Below are 16,401 nucleotides of genomic sequence, written 5' to 3'. Positions count from 1 at the left end.
CTTGCGGCATGTTCTTTGGCAGTTACTTTAAGCGATTTCTTTGAGCAATTTCTTTGAGAAAGTTAAACACGGTATTCTACGCTGAACTAAGGTCTCACATGAAGGAGTCACCATGGCACCTAGCGTTTCAAGCCTCAAGAATCTTGACCTATCACTGCTTGCTCAGCGGTTGGGAAAGCTGTGCCAGCAGCTTGGGGTTGACGTTTCCACGGCAGAGTCCTGCACCGGCGGTGGGATTGCCAGCGCGATTACCTCTGTAGCGGGTAGCTCAGCGTATTTTACAGCGGGCTACGTGACCTACTCCAATGCCGCTAAAACGCGTATGTTGAAAGTGCCTGAGGCTGTTATTGAAGCCCATGGCGCAGTCAGCGAACAGGTAGTAAATGCGATGGTTAAAGGCGCTTGTATAGACAGTGGCGCTAGCTTAGCTGTTGCAGTCAGTGGGGTGGCAGGCCCCGATGGTGGTAGCCCAGAGAAGCCTGTGGGTACCGTATGGCTTTCTTGGGGTAGTGCGGAAAGTCAGCAAGCAGCATGCTTCCACTTTTATGGTGATCGGCAGGCCGTGCGCGAGCAGGCCGTGCGTGAAGCATTGGCAGGGCTGGTTGCTCGCTTGATGGCTGAGGCGAAAGACAAGGAAAAGAAATAAACATTAAATATAGTGCTGAGGATTTGTTTAACCGCTAATCTTTGGCATACTACTGGCTAATTATACAGTTTGTAATGAGGAATTTCTGCATGGCTCAGGATGACAACCGCACCAAAGCGCTAAATGCTGCACTTAGCCAAATTGATCGCCAGTTTGGTAAAGGAACTGTTATGCGCCTTGGCGATGCACCGCGCGTGGTGATGCCGTCTGTCTCCACTGGTTCATTGGGGCTTGATATTGCACTTGGCATTGGTGGCCTGCCGTATGGACGCGTATGCGAAATTTTTGGCCCAGAGTCATCAGGTAAAACAACCTTGACCCTGTCAGTTATTGCGCAAGCGCAAAAGCAGGGCAAAGTATGTGCGTTTGTCGATGCAGAGCATGCTCTGGACCCAAGCTATGCAGAAAAGCTCGGTGTTAATCTGGACGACTTGCTGGTTTCCCAGCCTGATACCGGTGAGCAAGCGCTGGAAATTACCGATATGTTGGTACGGTCCGGCGGTGTTGATGTGATTGTGATTGACTCCGTGGCGGCATTAACCCCGCGTGCTGAAATAGAAGGCGAGATGGGCGACTCCCACGTTGGTCTTCAAGCACGCTTAATGTCTCAAGCATTGCGCAAAATTACCGGTAACATTAAAAACGCCAACTGCTTAGTGGTGTTTATTAACCAGATTCGCATGAAAATCGGCGTGATGTTCGGTTCGCCCGAAACGACGACCGGCGGTAACGCGCTTAAATTCTATGCAAGCGTACGTTTAGATATCCGTCGTACCGGCTCTGTAAAATCGGGTGATGAAGTCACGGGTAACGAAACCCGTGTCAAAGTAGTTAAAAACAAGGTTGCCCCCCCCTTCCGTCAGGCGGAGTTCCAGATTCTTTACGGCAAAGGTATTTACCATGCCGGCGAGGTAATCGACCTGGGCGTTCAGTGTGGCTTGGTAGATAAAGCGGGCGCGTGGTACAGCTACAAAGGTAAGAAAATTGGCCAGGGTAAGGCAAACTCGGCGCTATATCTGGAAGAGCATCCTGATATTATGCTTGAGATTGAAACCCAAATTCGCGAACAGTTGTTGGCGAAGCCTGATCCTAAAAAAGAAGAGACAGCGCCCGCGGCAGACGCAGTTGCTGATAGTGATGACGACTTGCTATAAGCTGTTTTAGGATGCTGTTCTCTACACTGAGTGAGCGATATGTTTTCTTCCAGTGGTGAGTTAACGCCACGTGAAGTTGCCGTTCAACTATTAGCTCGGCGCGAGCACTCTCGCGCTGAGCTAACGCGTAAATTGCAGCAAAGATCCTTTCAAGCGGATGCTATTGCTGCTTGTCTAGACGCGTTGCAAGAGCAGAGTTTGCAGTCTGATGAGCGCTTTGCCGAAAGCTTTATACGTTCGCGTATTCTTCGCGGACAAGGTCTTATTCGTATTAAAGGCGAGCTGCGTCAGCGTGGCGTAGATAAAGAAACGTCAGTGACGGCTTTGGAAACCGTAGAAGAGCAAGAAGCTGTGGACTGGTTTGAGTTAGCCCGTGATACCTTGGCTCGACGTTTTACTACACCAGGCGATACGCCCAAGGATCGTGCTAAGCGTGAGCGCTTTCTTGCCACTCGTGGCTTTGATTTTGAGCAGATACGCTACGCGCTATCCTGCTTGTAATTTCTTTTGGTCAGTCCTTTCTGTCAGTCATTTCCCATTGCTATTTCGCCATCTGTTTTCGTTCTGCCACTAACTGCGGCTTTAGTCGTTTGACAACTGCGTTATAATGCTCCCTTTGCGACCCCAGCGGGTGGCGGCGACAGCGCCCTGGGGCATCATGCTTTCTTGTCACGGATACCCTATGAAAAGCGCAGAGATCAGACAGGCCTTTTTATCTTTTTTTGAAAAGCAGGGGCATACGGTTGTGCCCACTAGCTCTCTTGTGCCGGGCAACGACCCGACACTGCTCTTCACCAATGCAGGCATGGTGCCCTTTAAAGACGTTTTTCTTGGCCGCGACCCGCGTCCCTATGTGCGTGCTACCTCTGCTCAGCGTTGTGTGCGCGCTGGCGGTAAGCACAACGATCTAGATAACGTTGGTTACACCGCGCGTCACCATACGTTTTTTGAAATGTTGGGTAATTTTAGTTTTGGTGATTACTTCAAGCGTGAAGCGATTCGCTTTGCCTGGACATTCCTAACGGAAACGCTAGGCCTGCCCAAAGAGAAACTTTGGGTAACAGTGCATATTAGTGACGACGAAGCAGAGCGCATTTGGAAAGATGAAATCGGCATTGATCCTGAGCGTTTCTCAAAGCTTGATGAAGATAATTTCTGGCAAATGGGTGACACTGGTCCTTGTGGTCCTAGCTCTGAAATCTTTTTCGATCATGGTCCCGACGTATGGGGTGGACCGCCTGGTAGTCTTGAAGAAGATGGCGATCGCTATATCGAAATCTGGAACCTTGTGTTCATGCAGTTCGACCGTGATGCCGCTGGAACATTGAATCCGCTGCCCAAACCTTCCATTGATACGGGGATGGGGCTGGAGCGAGTGGCTGCCGTTATGCAGGGCGTTCACTCCAACTACGAGATTGATCTGTTCCAAAACCTGCTTAAAGCGGCTGCCGAAGCGACCGGTCATGGGGACACTACAACACCGTCGCTACGCGTTATTGCGGACCATATTCGCTCTTGTGCCTTTTTGATCGCAGACGGCGTATTGCCTTCTAACGAAGGGCGTGGCTATGTGTTGCGCCGTATTATCCGCCGAGCAATTCGCCACGGGCATAAGCTTGGCGCTTCTGAGCCGTTTTTCCATAAGTTGGTAACCGCGCTGGATGCCGAAATGGGAGATGCCTATCCTGAGCTGCGCGATGCCAGCGATCAGATAGGCCGCGTGCTGCTTAAAGAAGAAGAGCAGTTTGCACGCACGCTCGATCACGGTATGGGTTTATTGAATCAAGCGCTTGAAGAGCTGCAAGGTGGCGTGCTGCCAGGCGAAACCGTCTTCAAACTTTACGATACCTACGGTTTCCCCTTCGACTTGACCGCGGATGTTTGTCGCGAGCGCGAAGTTACCTTAGATGAAGCCGGTTTCCAGCGTGAGTTAGAAGCGCAGCGCGAGCGGGCGCGAGCGGCTAGCCAGTTTGGTGCAGACTACAGCGCTGCTATCGACCTGGAAGGCGAAACCCAGTTCACTGGCTACGAGCTCCTGGCTGACCAAGCGACAGTCACTGCCATCGTGGACAGCGAAGGCAATGCATTAGCTGCCTTGGAAGCGGGGCAGAAAGGCACTGTTGTACTGGATCGTACTCCTTTCTATGGCGAATCGGGTGGGCAGGTAGGCGATACTGGTTACTTATACGTTGAGGGCGGTCGCTTCCAGGTCACCGACACACAGAAGCAGCGTGGTCACCACCTTCACCAAGGGATTATGGTAGAGGGCGCGCTGAGCGTTGGCGCAAACGTCCGGGGTGAGGTGGATGCAAGCTTGCGTGGCGCCACCATCCGTAATCACTCAGCGACTCACTTGCTACACAAAGCACTGCGCATGGTGCTGGGTGACCACGTTCAGCAGAAAGGCTCGCTAGTTAATGCTGAGCGTCTGCGCTTCGACTTTAGCCACTTCGAGCCAATGACTGCTGAGCAGTTGGCAGAAGTAGAACGACTGGTAAATGAGCAAATCTTAGCGAATGCTCCGACCAAAACAGAGCAGATGAGCCTAGCAGAAGCGAAAGCTAAAGGGGCGGCTGCGTTGTTTGAGGCAAAATATGCCGATAACGTTCGAGTATTGACCATTGGAGCTGATGACTTCTCTATCGAGCTATGTGGTGGTACCCACGTAAAACGTAGTGGCGATATTGGGTGTTGCCATGTGGTGAGCGAAGTCGGTATCGCTTCCGGCGTGCGTCGTATTGAAGCGATTACCGGTGAGAATGCGCTAACTTATTTCCGTGAGCAGGAGGCCCGTGTTCAACGGTTAGGTGAGCGACTAAAAACCAAACCCGAGCAAGTCGAAGCACGGGTCGAATCACTGGTTGAGCGTAACCGCGCACTGGAAAAAGAGCTTGAGCAACTGAAAGCAAAGCTGGCAAGCGCTGCGGGCAGTGACATGCTTAACCAAGTGCAGGAAATTAATGGTGTTAATTTACTGGTCACCCAGCTTGAGGGTGTTTCCGGTAAAGATTTACGTGGCGTACTTGATCAGTTGAAAAACAAGCTTGGCTCTGGCGTCATCTTGCTTGGAGTTGCGGATGCAGCGGCAGGTAAAGTGAGCCTAATTGCCGGTGTTACCCAAGACTTAGTAGGCCGCGTTAAGGCAGGTGAATTAGTCAATCATGTCGCTTCGCAGGTGGGCGGTAAAGGTGGTGGCCGTCCCGATATGGCTCAAGCGGGGGGCAGTTTACCCGATGCCTTGCCGGCGGCATTAAGCAGTGTGCCGGCTTGGTTGGAAAATACGCTTAGCTAATTAAAAAGGCCGGTGGCACTATCTGTGCTACCGGCCTTTTTGTTAAATAGCAATAACAACACTCACCCTCCATTCCCGAACCTATAGGAAAAAACGGCATATGGCATTATACGTACAGAAGTTCGGCGGCACCTCGGTGGGCTCTGTCGACCGTATCAAGGCCGTGGCGGAAAAGGTTAAAGGCTTTCGCGATCAAGGCCACCAAGTTGTCGTGGTGGTATCAGCGATGAGCGGAGAGACCAACCGCCTGACCGATATGGCAAACGCAATCAATGAAGACCCAGCACCGCGCGAAATGGACATGCTGCTCTCGACCGGTGAGCAGGTGACGATTTCATTGTTGGCAATGGCGCTTCAGCAAATTGGTGTTTCTGCCACTTCCCATACGGGTGCCCAAGTCGGCATTCACACCGATAGCGCTTATACCAAAGCGCGTATTCAGCGCATTGAAACCGATGACCTTAAAGCTGACCTTGATGAAGGTAAAGTGGTAGTAGTCGCTGGGTTCCAAGGCGTTGATGAAGACGGCAATATTACAACGCTTGGGCGTGGTGGCTCAGATACAACAGGTGTTGCGCTTGCTGCAGCGCTAGGTGCTGATGAGTGTCAGATATACACCGACGTGGATGGTGTTTACACCACTGACCCTCGCGTGTGTTCCAAAGCTCAGCGTCTTGAGAGCATTACCGTAGAAGAAATGCTTGAGCTAGCAAGCCTAGGCTCCAAAGTTCTACAGATTCGCGCCGTCGAATTTGCTGGTAAGTACAACGTACCACTTCGCGTGCTGTCGAGCTTTGAAGATGGCCCCGGCACCCTAATTGTTGCAGACGCAGACCAAGACGAGGACTCTATGGAAGAACCGCTAATCTCCGGTATCGCTTTTACTAAAAATGAAGCTAAATTAACCCTGTTGAATACGCCTGATGTGCCGGGTGTGGCGTCGCGTATCCTGGGACCTATCGCCGATGCCAACATCGAAGTCGATATGATTGTTCAAAACGTGGCACCTGCTGGTGATTACACCGACTTCACCTTTACTGTTGCCAAAGGCGATTACAAAGCAACCAAGAAATTGCTTGAAGAAACCGTAATTCCTGATTTGGGTGGCGGCGAGCTACGCGGCGATGACAATATTGCCAAAGTATCGCTTGTAGGGGTTGGTATGCGTTCACATGCCGGTGTTGCCTCTAAAATGTTCCGCGTGCTGGCCGATGAGAACGTCAATATTCGTATGGTTTCTACGTCGGAAATTAAAATTTCCGTCGTTATTGATGAAAAGCATATGGAGCTAGCAGTTAACGCCTTACACAAAGCATTCGGTTTGGATAAGTCTGATATCGAATCTGAATAACAATTAAGCATCAAACCTTCTACGCTGAAGAGTACTTACTGCCGTGTGGTGGTGAGCTTTCTTTCAACGGGAGGTTAAGGTGTCATAGGGGCTTGAGCCATTGGTGGCGGCGACACCATGCCGCATAATAGTGTGGTGTCGCTTTAAGCGGACACATCCCGTTGTATAAAACGTCTGAGAAGGAGATCAGCCATGCTCATCCTAACCCGCCGTGTTGGCGAAACGCTTATGATCGGTGATGAGATCACCGTCACAGTGTTAGGTGTGAAAGGTAATCAAGTCCGTATTGGTGTTAATGCACCAAAAGATGTTTCGGTTCATCGCGAAGAGATCTATCAGCGCATTCAGCGTGAGCGCAATAGCGAAAGCGAATCGGAATAAGTGGCCGTCTGTGTCACGCCCATTACAGGGCGTTTAAGCGGTAGTTGCGGGGCGGTGCGAAAAAAATCGGCATAGGGCTGGACAGCAGTCATTAAAATCGGTAATATTCGCGCCGTGCCGTTGAGGAGAGGTGGCCGAGTGGCTGAAGGCGCTCCCCTGCTAAGGGAGTATAGGGTTTATAGCCCTATCGAGGGTTCGAATCCCTCTCTCTCCGCCAACTGCATATAGCAACATCAATAGATAGCAGTATCAATTTGGATAAGCGCCCGTAGCTCAGCTGGATAGAGTACCTGACTACGAATCAGGGGGTCGGAGGTTCGAATCCTCCCGGGCGCGCCAACTTGCACACCGAAGTTATTGATGTTACTATGTTTTTGCTCACATTGTGTGAAGTTAAAAACTGTTAAGCGCCCGTAGCTCAGCTGGATAGAGTACCTGACTACGAATCAGGGGGTCGGAGGTTCGAATCCTCCCGGGCGCGCCAGATTCGAAAAACCCGCTTTCAATAGAAAGCGGGTTTTCTTGTTTCTAGCCTGACCTTAGTGGCTCGTGCTTGGGTCTTGTGATCGTTTAAAGCGCCCCCGCACACAAGCAGCGGTAGGGCGCTTTTTTTTATGCGCTGGGCGCGCAGTGCAGGATTTATGCGGGCTCGCAGCAGAGAGGTGTGTCGAGAACTAGGCTATTGAGTAGCGTATCAAGTTCCGTAAGACGCTTTAAGCGTTGAAAGTGCTGATTAGCTTCAGTATTGCCTTGGCGCATTTGTGCCAGCCATTGTTTGACTAATGAAACCACCACGCGCTCTGGTAAGTGCTGCCGCTGTAAGTTGGCGTATTGCCTTAGTACGCTGGCGCGCATGGCCCAGGTAGTGTCGGGTAGGCGCTCACCGGTGCGTTGCCAGTGGCGTATCCGAGCAGCAAGCCATGGGTCTGAAAGCGCGCTACGGCCAAGCATGACGTCTTGGCAGCCAGATAATGTACGAGCCTTCCAGTAGTCTTCCAGCGTCCAGATATCGCCATTTGCAACGACAGGAATCGATACATGGCGGCGAACGTTGCCAATCCACTCCCAGTGCGCGGGTGGACGATAGCCTTCGTCACGCGTACGGCCATGCACAACTAGCTGCGCAGCACCGCCAGCTTCTGTCGCTTGGGCACAGGCCACTGCTAAGCGTCGATCAGAAAAGCCAAGGCGAATTTTAGCCGTGACTGGGATGGCGCCGTCTAGTGCTTCGGCCACTGCCTTAACGGCGGCATAGACGCGCTCTGGCCGGCGTAGCAGTGAGGCACCACCATCATGGCGGTTGACCAATTTGGCAGGGCAGCCAAAGTTTAAGTCAACGCTAATGGCTCCCAGCGATAGCGCTTGCTGCGCATTGCTGGCAAGCGCTGCGGGGTCAGACCCTAAAAGCTGTAAATGCACGGGAACGCCGCTAGGTGTTGCGACGCGGTCTGCTGTCAGTTCTGGGCAGTGTTTATAAAACACGCGGGGAGGGAGGCGTGCATCAACCACCCGGACAAATTCAGTCACTGCCCAATCAAAACCTGACTGTTGAGTCAGCAGATCACGCGTTAGGGCGTCGATGACGCCTTCCATAGGCGCTAGGCCTATCTTGCCTTTATGTAGTAAATTAACAACCATGACTTCCACTATGGCGCGATTGCAATCTATCTTGGATGTGGCAGGTTAGTGTATTAGCCTCACTGCGCCAAGCGCCTTTAGAGGCCATTGGTGTGCCGATAAGCATTTGAAACAAGGGGAATGCGGTATGCAAGAGTCAGAATTGCTCCAAGAAGGGCTAGCTCTTATGGGGTTAGGGATGGGGTTTGTTTTTGTTTTTCTTACGGTTTTGGTAATTAGCGTTACGCTGATGTCAAAACTGATTGGCCGTTTTCAGCCTGCTCCTGTTGCGGCACCAAGCGGTAGAGGTAGCGTAAAATCTTCTGCACAGAATGGTCAGAATGATGAAGTGATGGCAGTGATTAGTGCTGCGGTGCATCGTTATCGTTCTTCACGCCGTAAATAAGCCCCAACTTTTGTAGCTATCCTACCGCTTAGCTAACTATTATTTTGTTAAATTTACTACAAATCCATAACGTAAAAACTGTGAGCCACGACCATGAATGAAACCAAACGTCCTCTGGGAATCACTGATGTTGTCCTTCGCGATGCCCACCAATCGCTGTTTGCTACTCGTTTGCGTCTTGATGACATGCTGCCGATTGCCGAAAAACTCGACAACGTTGGCTACTGGTCATTAGAGACCTGGGGTGGAGCAACGTTTGATTCATGCATTCGCTATTTGGGTGAAGACCCTTGGGAACGTATTCGGGCATTAAAAGAAGCTATGCCGAATACCCCTCAAGCAATGTTGTTGCGCGGCCAAAACTTATTGGGCTATCGCCACTATGCTGATGACGTGGTTGATAAATTTGTAGAGCGCGCCAAGACTAACGGGGTTGATGTGTTCCGCGTGTTTGACGCGATGAATGACCCGCGCAATCTTGAGCGTGCTATTAAAGCGGTTCGCCAAGTAGGTGGACATGCACAAGGCACTATCTCCTATACGGTTAGCCCGGTACATACCCTGGATAGCTGGGTAGAGCTCGCTAAAACCATTGCTGCAATGGGCGCAGATTCACTGGCTATCAAGGATATGGCGGGGCTATTAACGCCGTACGTTGCCTATGATCTTGTAACGCGTTTGAAAAAAGAACTGTCGATTCCTGTGCATTTGCACTGTCACGCTACCACTGGCCTATCCACGTCGACCATTTTGAAGGCAGTAGAAGCAGGTATTGATAACGTCGATACGGCTATCTCTTCTATGTCCATGACATATGGCCACAGCCCGACAGAGTCTGTGGTCGCCATGCTTAAAGATACTGATCGCGATACCGGGCTTGACTTGGAATTATTGGAAGACATCGCCAGCTATTTCCGCGAAGTGCGCAAAAAGTACGCAGCATTCGAGGGCTCGCTGCGCGGTATCGACTCTCGCATTCTGATTGCCCAGGTGCCAGGCGGCATGCTTACCAACATGGAAGGCCAGCTTAAGGAGCAGGGCGCTGGCGATAAGCTTGATGATGTATTGAGTGAAATTCCCCGTGTGCGTGAAGACCTTGGATTTATCCCGCTGGTAACGCCAACTTCACAGATTGTCGGTACCCAAGCGGTAATGAATGTGATGATGGGCGAGCGTTACAAGTCGATCTCCAAAGAAGTGCAGGCACTATTAAAAGGTGAGTATGGCTCCGCGCCCGCGCCGTTTAATGCTGAGCTGCAAAAACGTGTGCTTGAAGGCGGCGAGCCGATCACCTGCCGTCCTGCAGATAACTTGTCGCCAGAAATGGATCGACTAGCTGCTGAGCTTAAGGAGAAGGCCAGTGCAGACAGCATTCGTATTGCTAGCGGCGAGCAGGAAATAGACGACGTATTGACGTACGCATTGTTCCCACAAATTGGTCTGAAATTCCTTAAGAATCGTGACAACCCTGATGCTTTCGAGCCTGTTCCTCAGGCAGCTGAATCGAAAAGCGCTAATGTGCCAGCAAAAGCCGAAAGCAAAACGCCAGTAGTGTCGAGTGGGCCGGAAACCTACACCGTTAAGCTTAATGGCAAAGCGTTCGTTGTAGAGGTGTCTGAGGGTGGCGAAATAGGCGATGTCCAAGAGCAAGTCGCTACGCCCTCTAAAGAAGCAGAGCCTGTGGCAAGTGGCGAAAGCATCGATGCACCGCTCGCTGGCAATATCTTCAAAGTCAACGTGCGTCCTGGTGACCAAGTGGCGGAAGGCGATGTGGTGATTATTTTGGAAGCCATGAAAATGGAAACCGAAGTGCGCGCCAGCAGTGCCGGTACCGTATCGAAAGTTAACGTCAGCGAGGGTGACAGTGTCGCCGTCGGTGATTCGCTGATCGAGCTTTAAGGGCATTCGGCAATGGATAAGTTAATCACCTTATGGGAAGGCTCAGGGCTTTATAACCTTGAGTTTGGCCAAGCCGTTATGATTTTCGTGGGGCTTGGTCTGCTCTATTTGGCTATTTATAAGAAGTTTGAACCGCTGCTACTGGTGCCAATTGGGTTTGGTGGCATTCTTGCCAATATTCCTGAGGCTGGCTTGGCAATTTCAGCGCTCGATCAGGCGATTGAGGTGGCTAAGCCAGCAGTGCTGCAACAAATGGCCTCTGTGTTAGGCGCCACTCTTGATCCATTGAGCAGTGTGGAAGCCTGGCGGGAATCGCTGAAAACAATTGCCCACGATGCTGCCGCTCCGGATCAGTTGCGTGCAGCAAAAGATATCGCCATGAATGTTGGTTATGGCGATGGCATGCTTTACAGCTTCTATAACGTAGCCATTGCCTCTGGCATTGCCCCGCTGATTATCTTTATGGGCGTAGGGGCAATGACCGACTTTGGGCCATTATTAGCCAATCCGCGTACGCTCTTTTTGGGGGCGGCTGCTCAGTTTGGTATTTTTGCCACATTGTTTGGTGCGGTGGCACTGTCGTCGATCGGAGTGATGGACTTCTCGCTGAATCAAGCGGCGGCAATTGGCATCATCGGTGGTGCAGATGGCCCAACGTCTATTTACGTGTCGAGTGTGTTAGCCCCTGAGCTGCTTGGCGCTATTGCCGTAGCCGCCTATGCCTACATGGCTCTTGTGCCACTGATTCAGCCGCCAATTATGCGCCTGTTGACCACCCAGAAAGAGCGGCAAATCACCATGACGCAGCTGCGTCCGGTATCTAAGCTGGAAAAGATCGTTTTCCCGCTGATGCTGTTAATCTTGGTCGCACTCTTTTTGCCGGATGCAGCGCCACTGTTAGGGATGTTCTGCTTTGGTAATTTGATGCGCGAATGTGGTGTGGTTGAGCGTTTATCGGATACAGCACAAAACGCACTGATCAACATTGTGACCATTATCCTAGGGCTGTCGGTAGGCTCGAAGCTGATGGCCGAAAGCTTTTTAACGTTTGAAACGTTAGGGATCTTAGGCCTCGGTATTGTTGCATTTGGCATTGGTACCGCCGCAGGCGTGTTGATGGCGAAGCTAATGAACCTAGTTAGCAAAATGCCGATTAACCCGCTGATTGGTGCCGCGGGTGTCTCCGCAGTTCCGATGGCTGCGCGAGTGGCTAATAAGGTTGGGTTGGAGTCTAACCCACACAACTTCCTGCTAATGCACGCCATGGGGCCTAATGTGGCAGGTGTTATCGGTTCTGCTGTCGCGGCGGGTGTGATGATTAAATATTTAGGCTAAGACCCGCTAACAGGCATTACGCAGCTATTGTTACGTGATGGTTAGTGACTAAAACGCGGCTTACCGAGCAATTGCTCGCGTAAGCCGCGTTTTTTTGTCGGGTATATCAAGGGCTTTATTAAAGCGTTACTTTTTGAATATCGAGAGCAGTTTTAAGTCGGTTTTCAAGCGTTGCGAGATTGAGGATCTCATCCCTTGGCCAGCCAATCGTGAGGCATACACCAACGCTATCGTACTCTGCTTGTTGAACGGGAACTTTTTGCTCGTCACACCAGGCGCGCGCTACTGCCTCGTGAGCAAAACTAATGCGGAGCTGATAATTATCTCGTTCGACAACTTCGCGTGTGGGTAACGTTTCAATCCCTGCGTTAACCGACTGTGCGTAAGCCCTTGCAAGCCCGCCAGTCCCTAATTTAGTGCCGCCAAAATAGCGGATAACGACGCAGCCTATTTCGCCTATATGGCTACCCTGTAAGGCTTGAAACATGGGCCTGCCCGCAGTACCACCAGGCTCGCCATCATCAGAGAAACCTATATGCGTTTGTTCGCCAGGAGGGCCGGCAATAAAGGCAGTACAGTGATGACTTGCATTGGGATGAGCAGTTCTTGCCTCCTGCAGCAATGCATGAAAATCAGCCGTATTGGGTGCATGACATAGCCAAGTGAGAAAGCGACTTTTTTCAACTTCAATCTCGGCGGTATGCCATGTTCCGGCTGCTAAATCTGGGATCCGATAACGCAAACGTTACTCCTATGGAGATAGCGGCGAAGAATCAGTGGTGCTGAGATTGGTTGGTGTGACGTTCCACGCCCATCACCATCCCTAGCGCTTGAATGTCACCGTTACGTAGAAAGACATCAGGAATAGTCGTATCTGCAGGCCATAAATGAACGCCAAGGCGACTAATAGAAAGTTGTTTTAAGACAATTTCTTGTTGATTAATTATCGCGATGGCGGTTTCTTGGTGGCTTCCTTGCTGATGACAACGAATAATAACGATATCACCATCAAAAAGATTATAGCTATGCATTCTGTTGCCCTGCACGCGAAGTGCATACGTATTGCGTCGTGTAGTGCGGGGAGTGGGAAAAGGTTGGCTAGGCGCGTTTGCCGTTTTTTGAAACAGCGATGGTTGAGTTGTGTTCGAGGGTGTTGGCATTGACATCGTCATGCTGTTCTCTCCAATGCAGCGCCCGCTCCCTAAGCGTATAACTGAGCAGATGGCTGTTTGTTTGAATGGTGTTTTTCCATACAGTGGTTAGAGTATACGCCTGTTTTTGCATACAGTGCTAGTGGTCTGCATTATCTACTGTTTTTAAGTAAGCGCTATTGGTGATGCGCTGCGACCCCAGGCCGCAGAGACTGACTGGCGAGAAGTGGTCTTTCCGTGTAGAGTTCGACCCAAAATTACTGTGCTTGGAGATATCCTTGAGCCTCTGCCTGCAAGCCCGACAGCTAGCCTGTGAGCGTGATGATCGCTGGCTTTTTGAGGGGCTAGATCTTGATATTAAAAGTGGTGAAATTGTTCGTATCGAAGGCCCGAATGGGAGCGGTAAAACCACATTATTGAAAATTCTTTCAGGCCAGTTAAGCGACTACCATGGCGAGATTTATTGGAATGGCGCTTCAATGCGCGAGGTGCGTGAACATTTTCTCGCCAATCTACTCTATTTAGGACACGCACCGGGCGTAAAAGCGGGCCTTTCTCCGCTAGAAAACTTGGCCTGGTACCAGGCGCTTAGTGGCGATAATGGCAGTGAGACTCAGCGCGAAAAAGCATTAGCTGACGTTGGGTTAGCTGGTTTTGAAGATGTGCCAGCCGGACAGTTATCTGCCGGGCAACAACGGCGTGTCGCGTTGGCAAGATTAACGCTAACGAAGCGTGCGCTCTGGGTGCTAGATGAACCTTTTACAGCAATTGATCGCCATGGAGTGGCAGCTCTTGAAGCTCAGCTGGTTGCCCACGCCCAGGCGGGAGGCTGTGTATTAGTGACGACGCATCATGAGTTAACCGCATCATCCGTGCTTAGACGCATTCAACTGGGATAAAAAAGGAGACAGTGTTGTCCAGCTTACACGCTACGACAGGCATCCCAGATATGACGATGCATGCACCAGCCGGCGGTCTAATGGTGGCTATTAGAGCTACCTTTAAGCGTGACTTAACACTTTTACTTCGCCGCCGTGGTGAAGTGCTTAATCCGTTGGTGTTCTTTGCGTTAGTGATTACGCTGTTTCCGATCGGTATTTCACCTGATCCTCAGCTATTGGCAGAAATAGCACCTGGATTGCTGTGGGTGGCGGCGCTGCTGGCAGCCCTGCTGTCTCTGGATAGTCTGTTCAGAAGCGATTACGACGACGGCAGTTTAGAGCAGCTACTGTTAGCCCCTCAGCCACTAGCGGCCCTTAGTCTTGCAAAAGTTGCCGTTCATTGGTTGCTGACCGGTTTGCCTCTCGCACTGATGGCACCAGTTTTAGGCATTATGTTGGCCCTTCCTGCGGGTAGCTACGTGGTTTTGGCGCTATCGCTTGCATTGGGTACCGCAAGCCTCAGCTTGATTGGTGCGATTGGCGCGGCACTGACGGTGGGATTGGCTAGGGGCGGCGTGCTGCTATCACTGCTGGTACTGCCGCTTTATATTCCGGTGCTTATTTTTGGCGCAGGTGCTGTACAGGCCGCTATTGTAGGTGATGGTCTAGCGGCCCATCTTGCTATTTTAGGCGCACTTTTAGCGATTTCGTTAATGCTAGCACCTTGGGCTATTGCCGCCTCGCTACGCATCAGTATCAACGGTTAAAGGACGAAAACACCATGTGGGCCTTTATTAATAAACTGAGATCACCCAAGTGGTTCTACTCGATTAGCGCCAAGCTTCAGCCCTGGTTCTGGGCAGCAGCGTTGCTCCTGTTGGTGGTGGGAACCGTTTGGGGGTTAGTATTCGCTCCCGCAGATTACCAGCAGGGTAATAGCTTTCGGATTATTTATGTGCACGTTCCAGCCGCGTTCTTAGCCCAGTCTATTTTTGTCTCAATGGCAATCTCTGGGCTGGTGTTCATGGTCTGGAAAATCAAAGTAGCCGATATGGCCGCTACCGTCATGGCGCCCTTGGGGGCAGCGATGACATTTGTGTCACTTTTTTCAGGTGCTGTGTGGGGAGTGCCGACTTGGGGCACATGGTGGATGTGGGATGCCCGCTTAACATCCATGCTAATTTTACTGTTTTTGTATTTAGGGGTGATCGCACTTCGCGGTGCTTTTAACAGTCGAGATAGCGGTTCACGGGCAGCTTCAGTATTGGCAATGGTCGGGGTGATTAATATTCCGATTATTAAATATTCAGTTGACTGGTGGTACACCCTGCACCAGCCAGCAACGTTCACGATTACCGGACGCTCAGCAATGCCTATGGAAATGTGGGCACCCTTGCTCATCATGGTACTGGGTTTCTATTGCTTTTTTATTGCGTTGACCCTCATGCGTACCCGTAACGAAATACTGCGTAGAGAGACCAATAAGCGCTGGGTGCAAGCGTTAGTAGAGGAGGTGAAATAATGGCTTTTTCCTCACTCAATGAATTTTTTGCCATGGGCGGCCACGGGCCTTATGTGTGGTCCGCCTGGGGCATTACTGCGTTGTTAATGCTGGTGATAGTTTGGCATGCGCGCCAAGAGCGTAGCCAACTCTTAAAAGGGGTAAAACGCCGTGTACGGCGCGAAAACGCCCATCTTAAGGCTGAGCAAGGAAACACCGACACTCACTCCCAGCCTGCGCAAGTACCAGTTAACTCTGCTCAAGGGGACGTCCACAATGACGCCTAAACGTAAACAAAAGCTGTTTGTTATTTTAGGGTTAGTATCATTAACCGCGATTGCCGTGGGTCTAACGCTTTATGCGCTGCGCTCAAATATCAATTTATTTTTTAGCCCAGTACAAATCGCCCAAGGTGATGCTCCCATGGAGCGTCAGATTCGAGCGGGAGGCATGGTGAAAGAAGGGTCTGTTTCTCGCGATTCGGAAAGTCTGGATGTCGAGTTTACCGTGACTGATTACGTCGATGACTTAGAGGTTTATTACAGCGGTATTTTGCCTGATCTTTTCCGCGAGGGGCAGGGCGTGGTCGTGGTGGGTGAACTCCAGGCAGATGGACGTCTATACGCCGATAAAGTCTTAGCCCGCCATGATGAAAACTATATGCCCCCCGAAGTAGCGCAAGCGCTGGAAGAGGCTGGCTACTCCCCGTCGGATTTCCAGGCAAAAGCGGCCGAAGTGGGTAAGCGTCTAGAGCAGCAAGGCACCCCCCAAGCAAGCGACTATTAAT

General features: G+C 51.1%; 17 protein-coding genes and 3 tRNA genes. 17 read left to right on the top strand and 3 right to left on the bottom strand.

Annotated elements, in window-relative coordinates:
• Positions 1–112: 112 nt before the first annotated feature.
• The 9 genes from M0220_RS04140 to M0220_RS04100 all read left to right on the top strand — a co-directional run bounded on the left by M0220_RS04140 (position 113) and on the right by M0220_RS04100 (position 7,308).
• Complete coding sequence (locus M0220_RS04140) at positions 113–646, top strand: CinA family protein (protein WP_264018765.1); 534 nt, start codon at positions 113–115, stop codon at positions 644–646.
• Positions 647–735: 89 nt separating this feature from the next.
• Complete coding sequence (gene recA, locus M0220_RS04135) at positions 736–1,800, top strand: recombinase RecA (RefSeq protein WP_030069669.1); 1,065 nt, start codon at positions 736–738, stop codon at positions 1,798–1,800.
• Positions 1,801–1,839: 39 nt separating this feature from the next.
• Entirely contained in the window at positions 1,840–2,301 is a 462-nt protein-coding gene (locus M0220_RS04130; protein ID WP_264018764.1) for a regulatory protein RecX, read from the top strand.
• Positions 2,302–2,482: 181 nt separating this feature from the next.
• Positions 2,483–5,092: an alanine--tRNA ligase gene (gene alaS, locus M0220_RS04125; RefSeq protein WP_264018763.1), complete on the top strand. Its 2,610-nt coding sequence runs from the start codon at positions 2,483–2,485 to the stop codon at positions 5,090–5,092.
• Between the two features lie 100 nt (positions 5,093–5,192).
• Positions 5,193–6,443 carry an aspartate kinase gene (locus M0220_RS04120; RefSeq protein ID WP_030069675.1) on the top strand — a complete coding sequence of 417 codons (1,251 nt, stop codon included), beginning with the start codon at positions 5,193–5,195 and terminating at the stop codon, positions 6,441–6,443.
• A 192-nt stretch (positions 6,444–6,635) separates the two neighbouring features.
• Positions 6,636–6,824 carry a carbon storage regulator CsrA gene (csrA, locus tag M0220_RS04115; RefSeq protein WP_030069677.1) on the top strand — a complete coding sequence of 63 codons (189 nt, stop codon included), beginning with the start codon at positions 6,636–6,638 and terminating at the stop codon, positions 6,822–6,824.
• A gap of 124 nt (positions 6,825–6,948) precedes the next feature.
• A tRNA-Ser gene (locus M0220_RS04110) sits at positions 6,949–7,041 on the top strand.
• Positions 7,042–7,086: 45 nt separating this feature from the next.
• A tRNA-Arg gene (locus M0220_RS04105) sits at positions 7,087–7,163 on the top strand.
• A 68-nt stretch (positions 7,164–7,231) separates the two neighbouring features.
• Positions 7,232–7,308: transfer RNA gene (locus M0220_RS04100), tRNA-Arg, on the top strand.
• 155 nt (positions 7,309–7,463) lie between these two features.
• Here the strand turns inward: M0220_RS04100 and M0220_RS04095 are convergent.
• On the bottom strand, positions 7,464–8,462 hold the full coding sequence (locus M0220_RS04095) for a tRNA dihydrouridine synthase (protein WP_232222327.1): 999 nt from the start codon (positions 8,460–8,462) through the stop codon (positions 7,464–7,466).
• Positions 8,463–8,589: 127 nt separating this feature from the next.
• Here M0220_RS04095 and M0220_RS04090 point away from each other — a divergent pair, with 127 nt between their 5' ends.
• The 3 genes from M0220_RS04090 (at position 8,590) to M0220_RS04080 (ending at position 12,081) form a co-directional block, all read left to right on the top strand.
• Complete coding sequence (locus M0220_RS04090) at positions 8,590–8,847, top strand: OadG family protein (RefSeq protein WP_030069681.1); 258 nt, start codon at positions 8,590–8,592, stop codon at positions 8,845–8,847.
• Positions 8,848–8,940: 93 nt separating this feature from the next.
• Positions 8,941–10,746 carry a sodium-extruding oxaloacetate decarboxylase subunit alpha gene (gene oadA, locus M0220_RS04085; protein WP_264018762.1) on the top strand — a complete coding sequence of 602 codons (1,806 nt, stop codon included), beginning with the start codon at positions 8,941–8,943 and terminating at the stop codon, positions 10,744–10,746.
• A gap of 12 nt (positions 10,747–10,758) precedes the next feature.
• On the top strand, positions 10,759–12,081 hold the full coding sequence (locus M0220_RS04080; RefSeq protein WP_030069684.1) for a sodium ion-translocating decarboxylase subunit beta: 1,323 nt from the start codon (positions 10,759–10,761) through the stop codon (positions 12,079–12,081).
• Between the two features lie 118 nt (positions 12,082–12,199).
• On the opposite strand, the gene M0220_RS04075 is transcribed toward M0220_RS04080, so the two are convergent.
• Together M0220_RS04075 and M0220_RS04070 are read right to left on the bottom strand one after the other, a co-directional pair.
• Positions 12,200–12,823: an IMPACT family protein gene (locus M0220_RS04075; protein ID WP_030069686.1), complete on the bottom strand. Its 624-nt coding sequence runs from the start codon at positions 12,821–12,823 to the stop codon at positions 12,200–12,202.
• A gap of 31 nt (positions 12,824–12,854) precedes the next feature.
• Positions 12,855–13,112 carry a S24 family peptidase gene (locus M0220_RS04070; protein ID WP_232222328.1) on the bottom strand — a complete coding sequence of 86 codons (258 nt, stop codon included), beginning with the start codon at positions 13,110–13,112 and terminating at the stop codon, positions 12,855–12,857.
• A gap of 398 nt (positions 13,113–13,510) precedes the next feature.
• Between M0220_RS04070 and ccmA the strand changes: the two genes are divergently transcribed.
• From ccmA to ccmE, 5 genes are read left to right on the top strand one after another with little or no spacing between them, the layout of a single operon-like run.
• A complete protein-coding gene (gene ccmA, locus M0220_RS04065; protein WP_030069688.1) occupies positions 13,511–14,131 on the top strand; it encodes a cytochrome c biogenesis heme-transporting ATPase CcmA in 621 nt (206 codons plus the stop codon).
• A gap of 50 nt (positions 14,132–14,181) precedes the next feature.
• Positions 14,182–14,880 (top strand): heme exporter protein CcmB, encoded by a 699-nt coding sequence (gene ccmB / locus M0220_RS04060; protein ID WP_030069690.1) that lies wholly within the window; start codon positions 14,182–14,184, stop codon positions 14,878–14,880.
• A gap of 14 nt (positions 14,881–14,894) precedes the next feature.
• Complete coding sequence (locus M0220_RS04055; RefSeq protein ID WP_030069692.1) at positions 14,895–15,635, top strand: heme ABC transporter permease; 741 nt, start codon at positions 14,895–14,897, stop codon at positions 15,633–15,635.
• On the top strand, positions 15,635–15,901 hold the full coding sequence (gene ccmD, locus M0220_RS04050) for a heme exporter protein CcmD (protein WP_030069694.1): 267 nt from the start codon (positions 15,635–15,637) through the stop codon (positions 15,899–15,901). The genes M0220_RS04055 and ccmD overlap by 1 nt, the downstream gene beginning before the upstream one ends.
• A complete protein-coding gene (gene ccmE / locus M0220_RS04045) occupies positions 15,891–16,400 on the top strand; it encodes a cytochrome c maturation protein CcmE (protein WP_264018760.1) in 510 nt (169 codons plus the stop codon). The genes ccmD and ccmE overlap by 11 nt, the downstream gene beginning before the upstream one ends.
• Position 16,401: the final 1 nt, after the last annotated feature.

It is taken from the genome of Halomonas qinghailakensis, assembly GCF_025820815.1.
GTDB classification, from domain to species: Bacteria; Pseudomonadota; Gammaproteobacteria; order Pseudomonadales; family Halomonadaceae; genus Vreelandella; species Vreelandella qaidamensis.
Note: the sequence above shows the minus strand (reverse complement) of the source record. Positions and strands in the feature narration are given on the sequence as shown.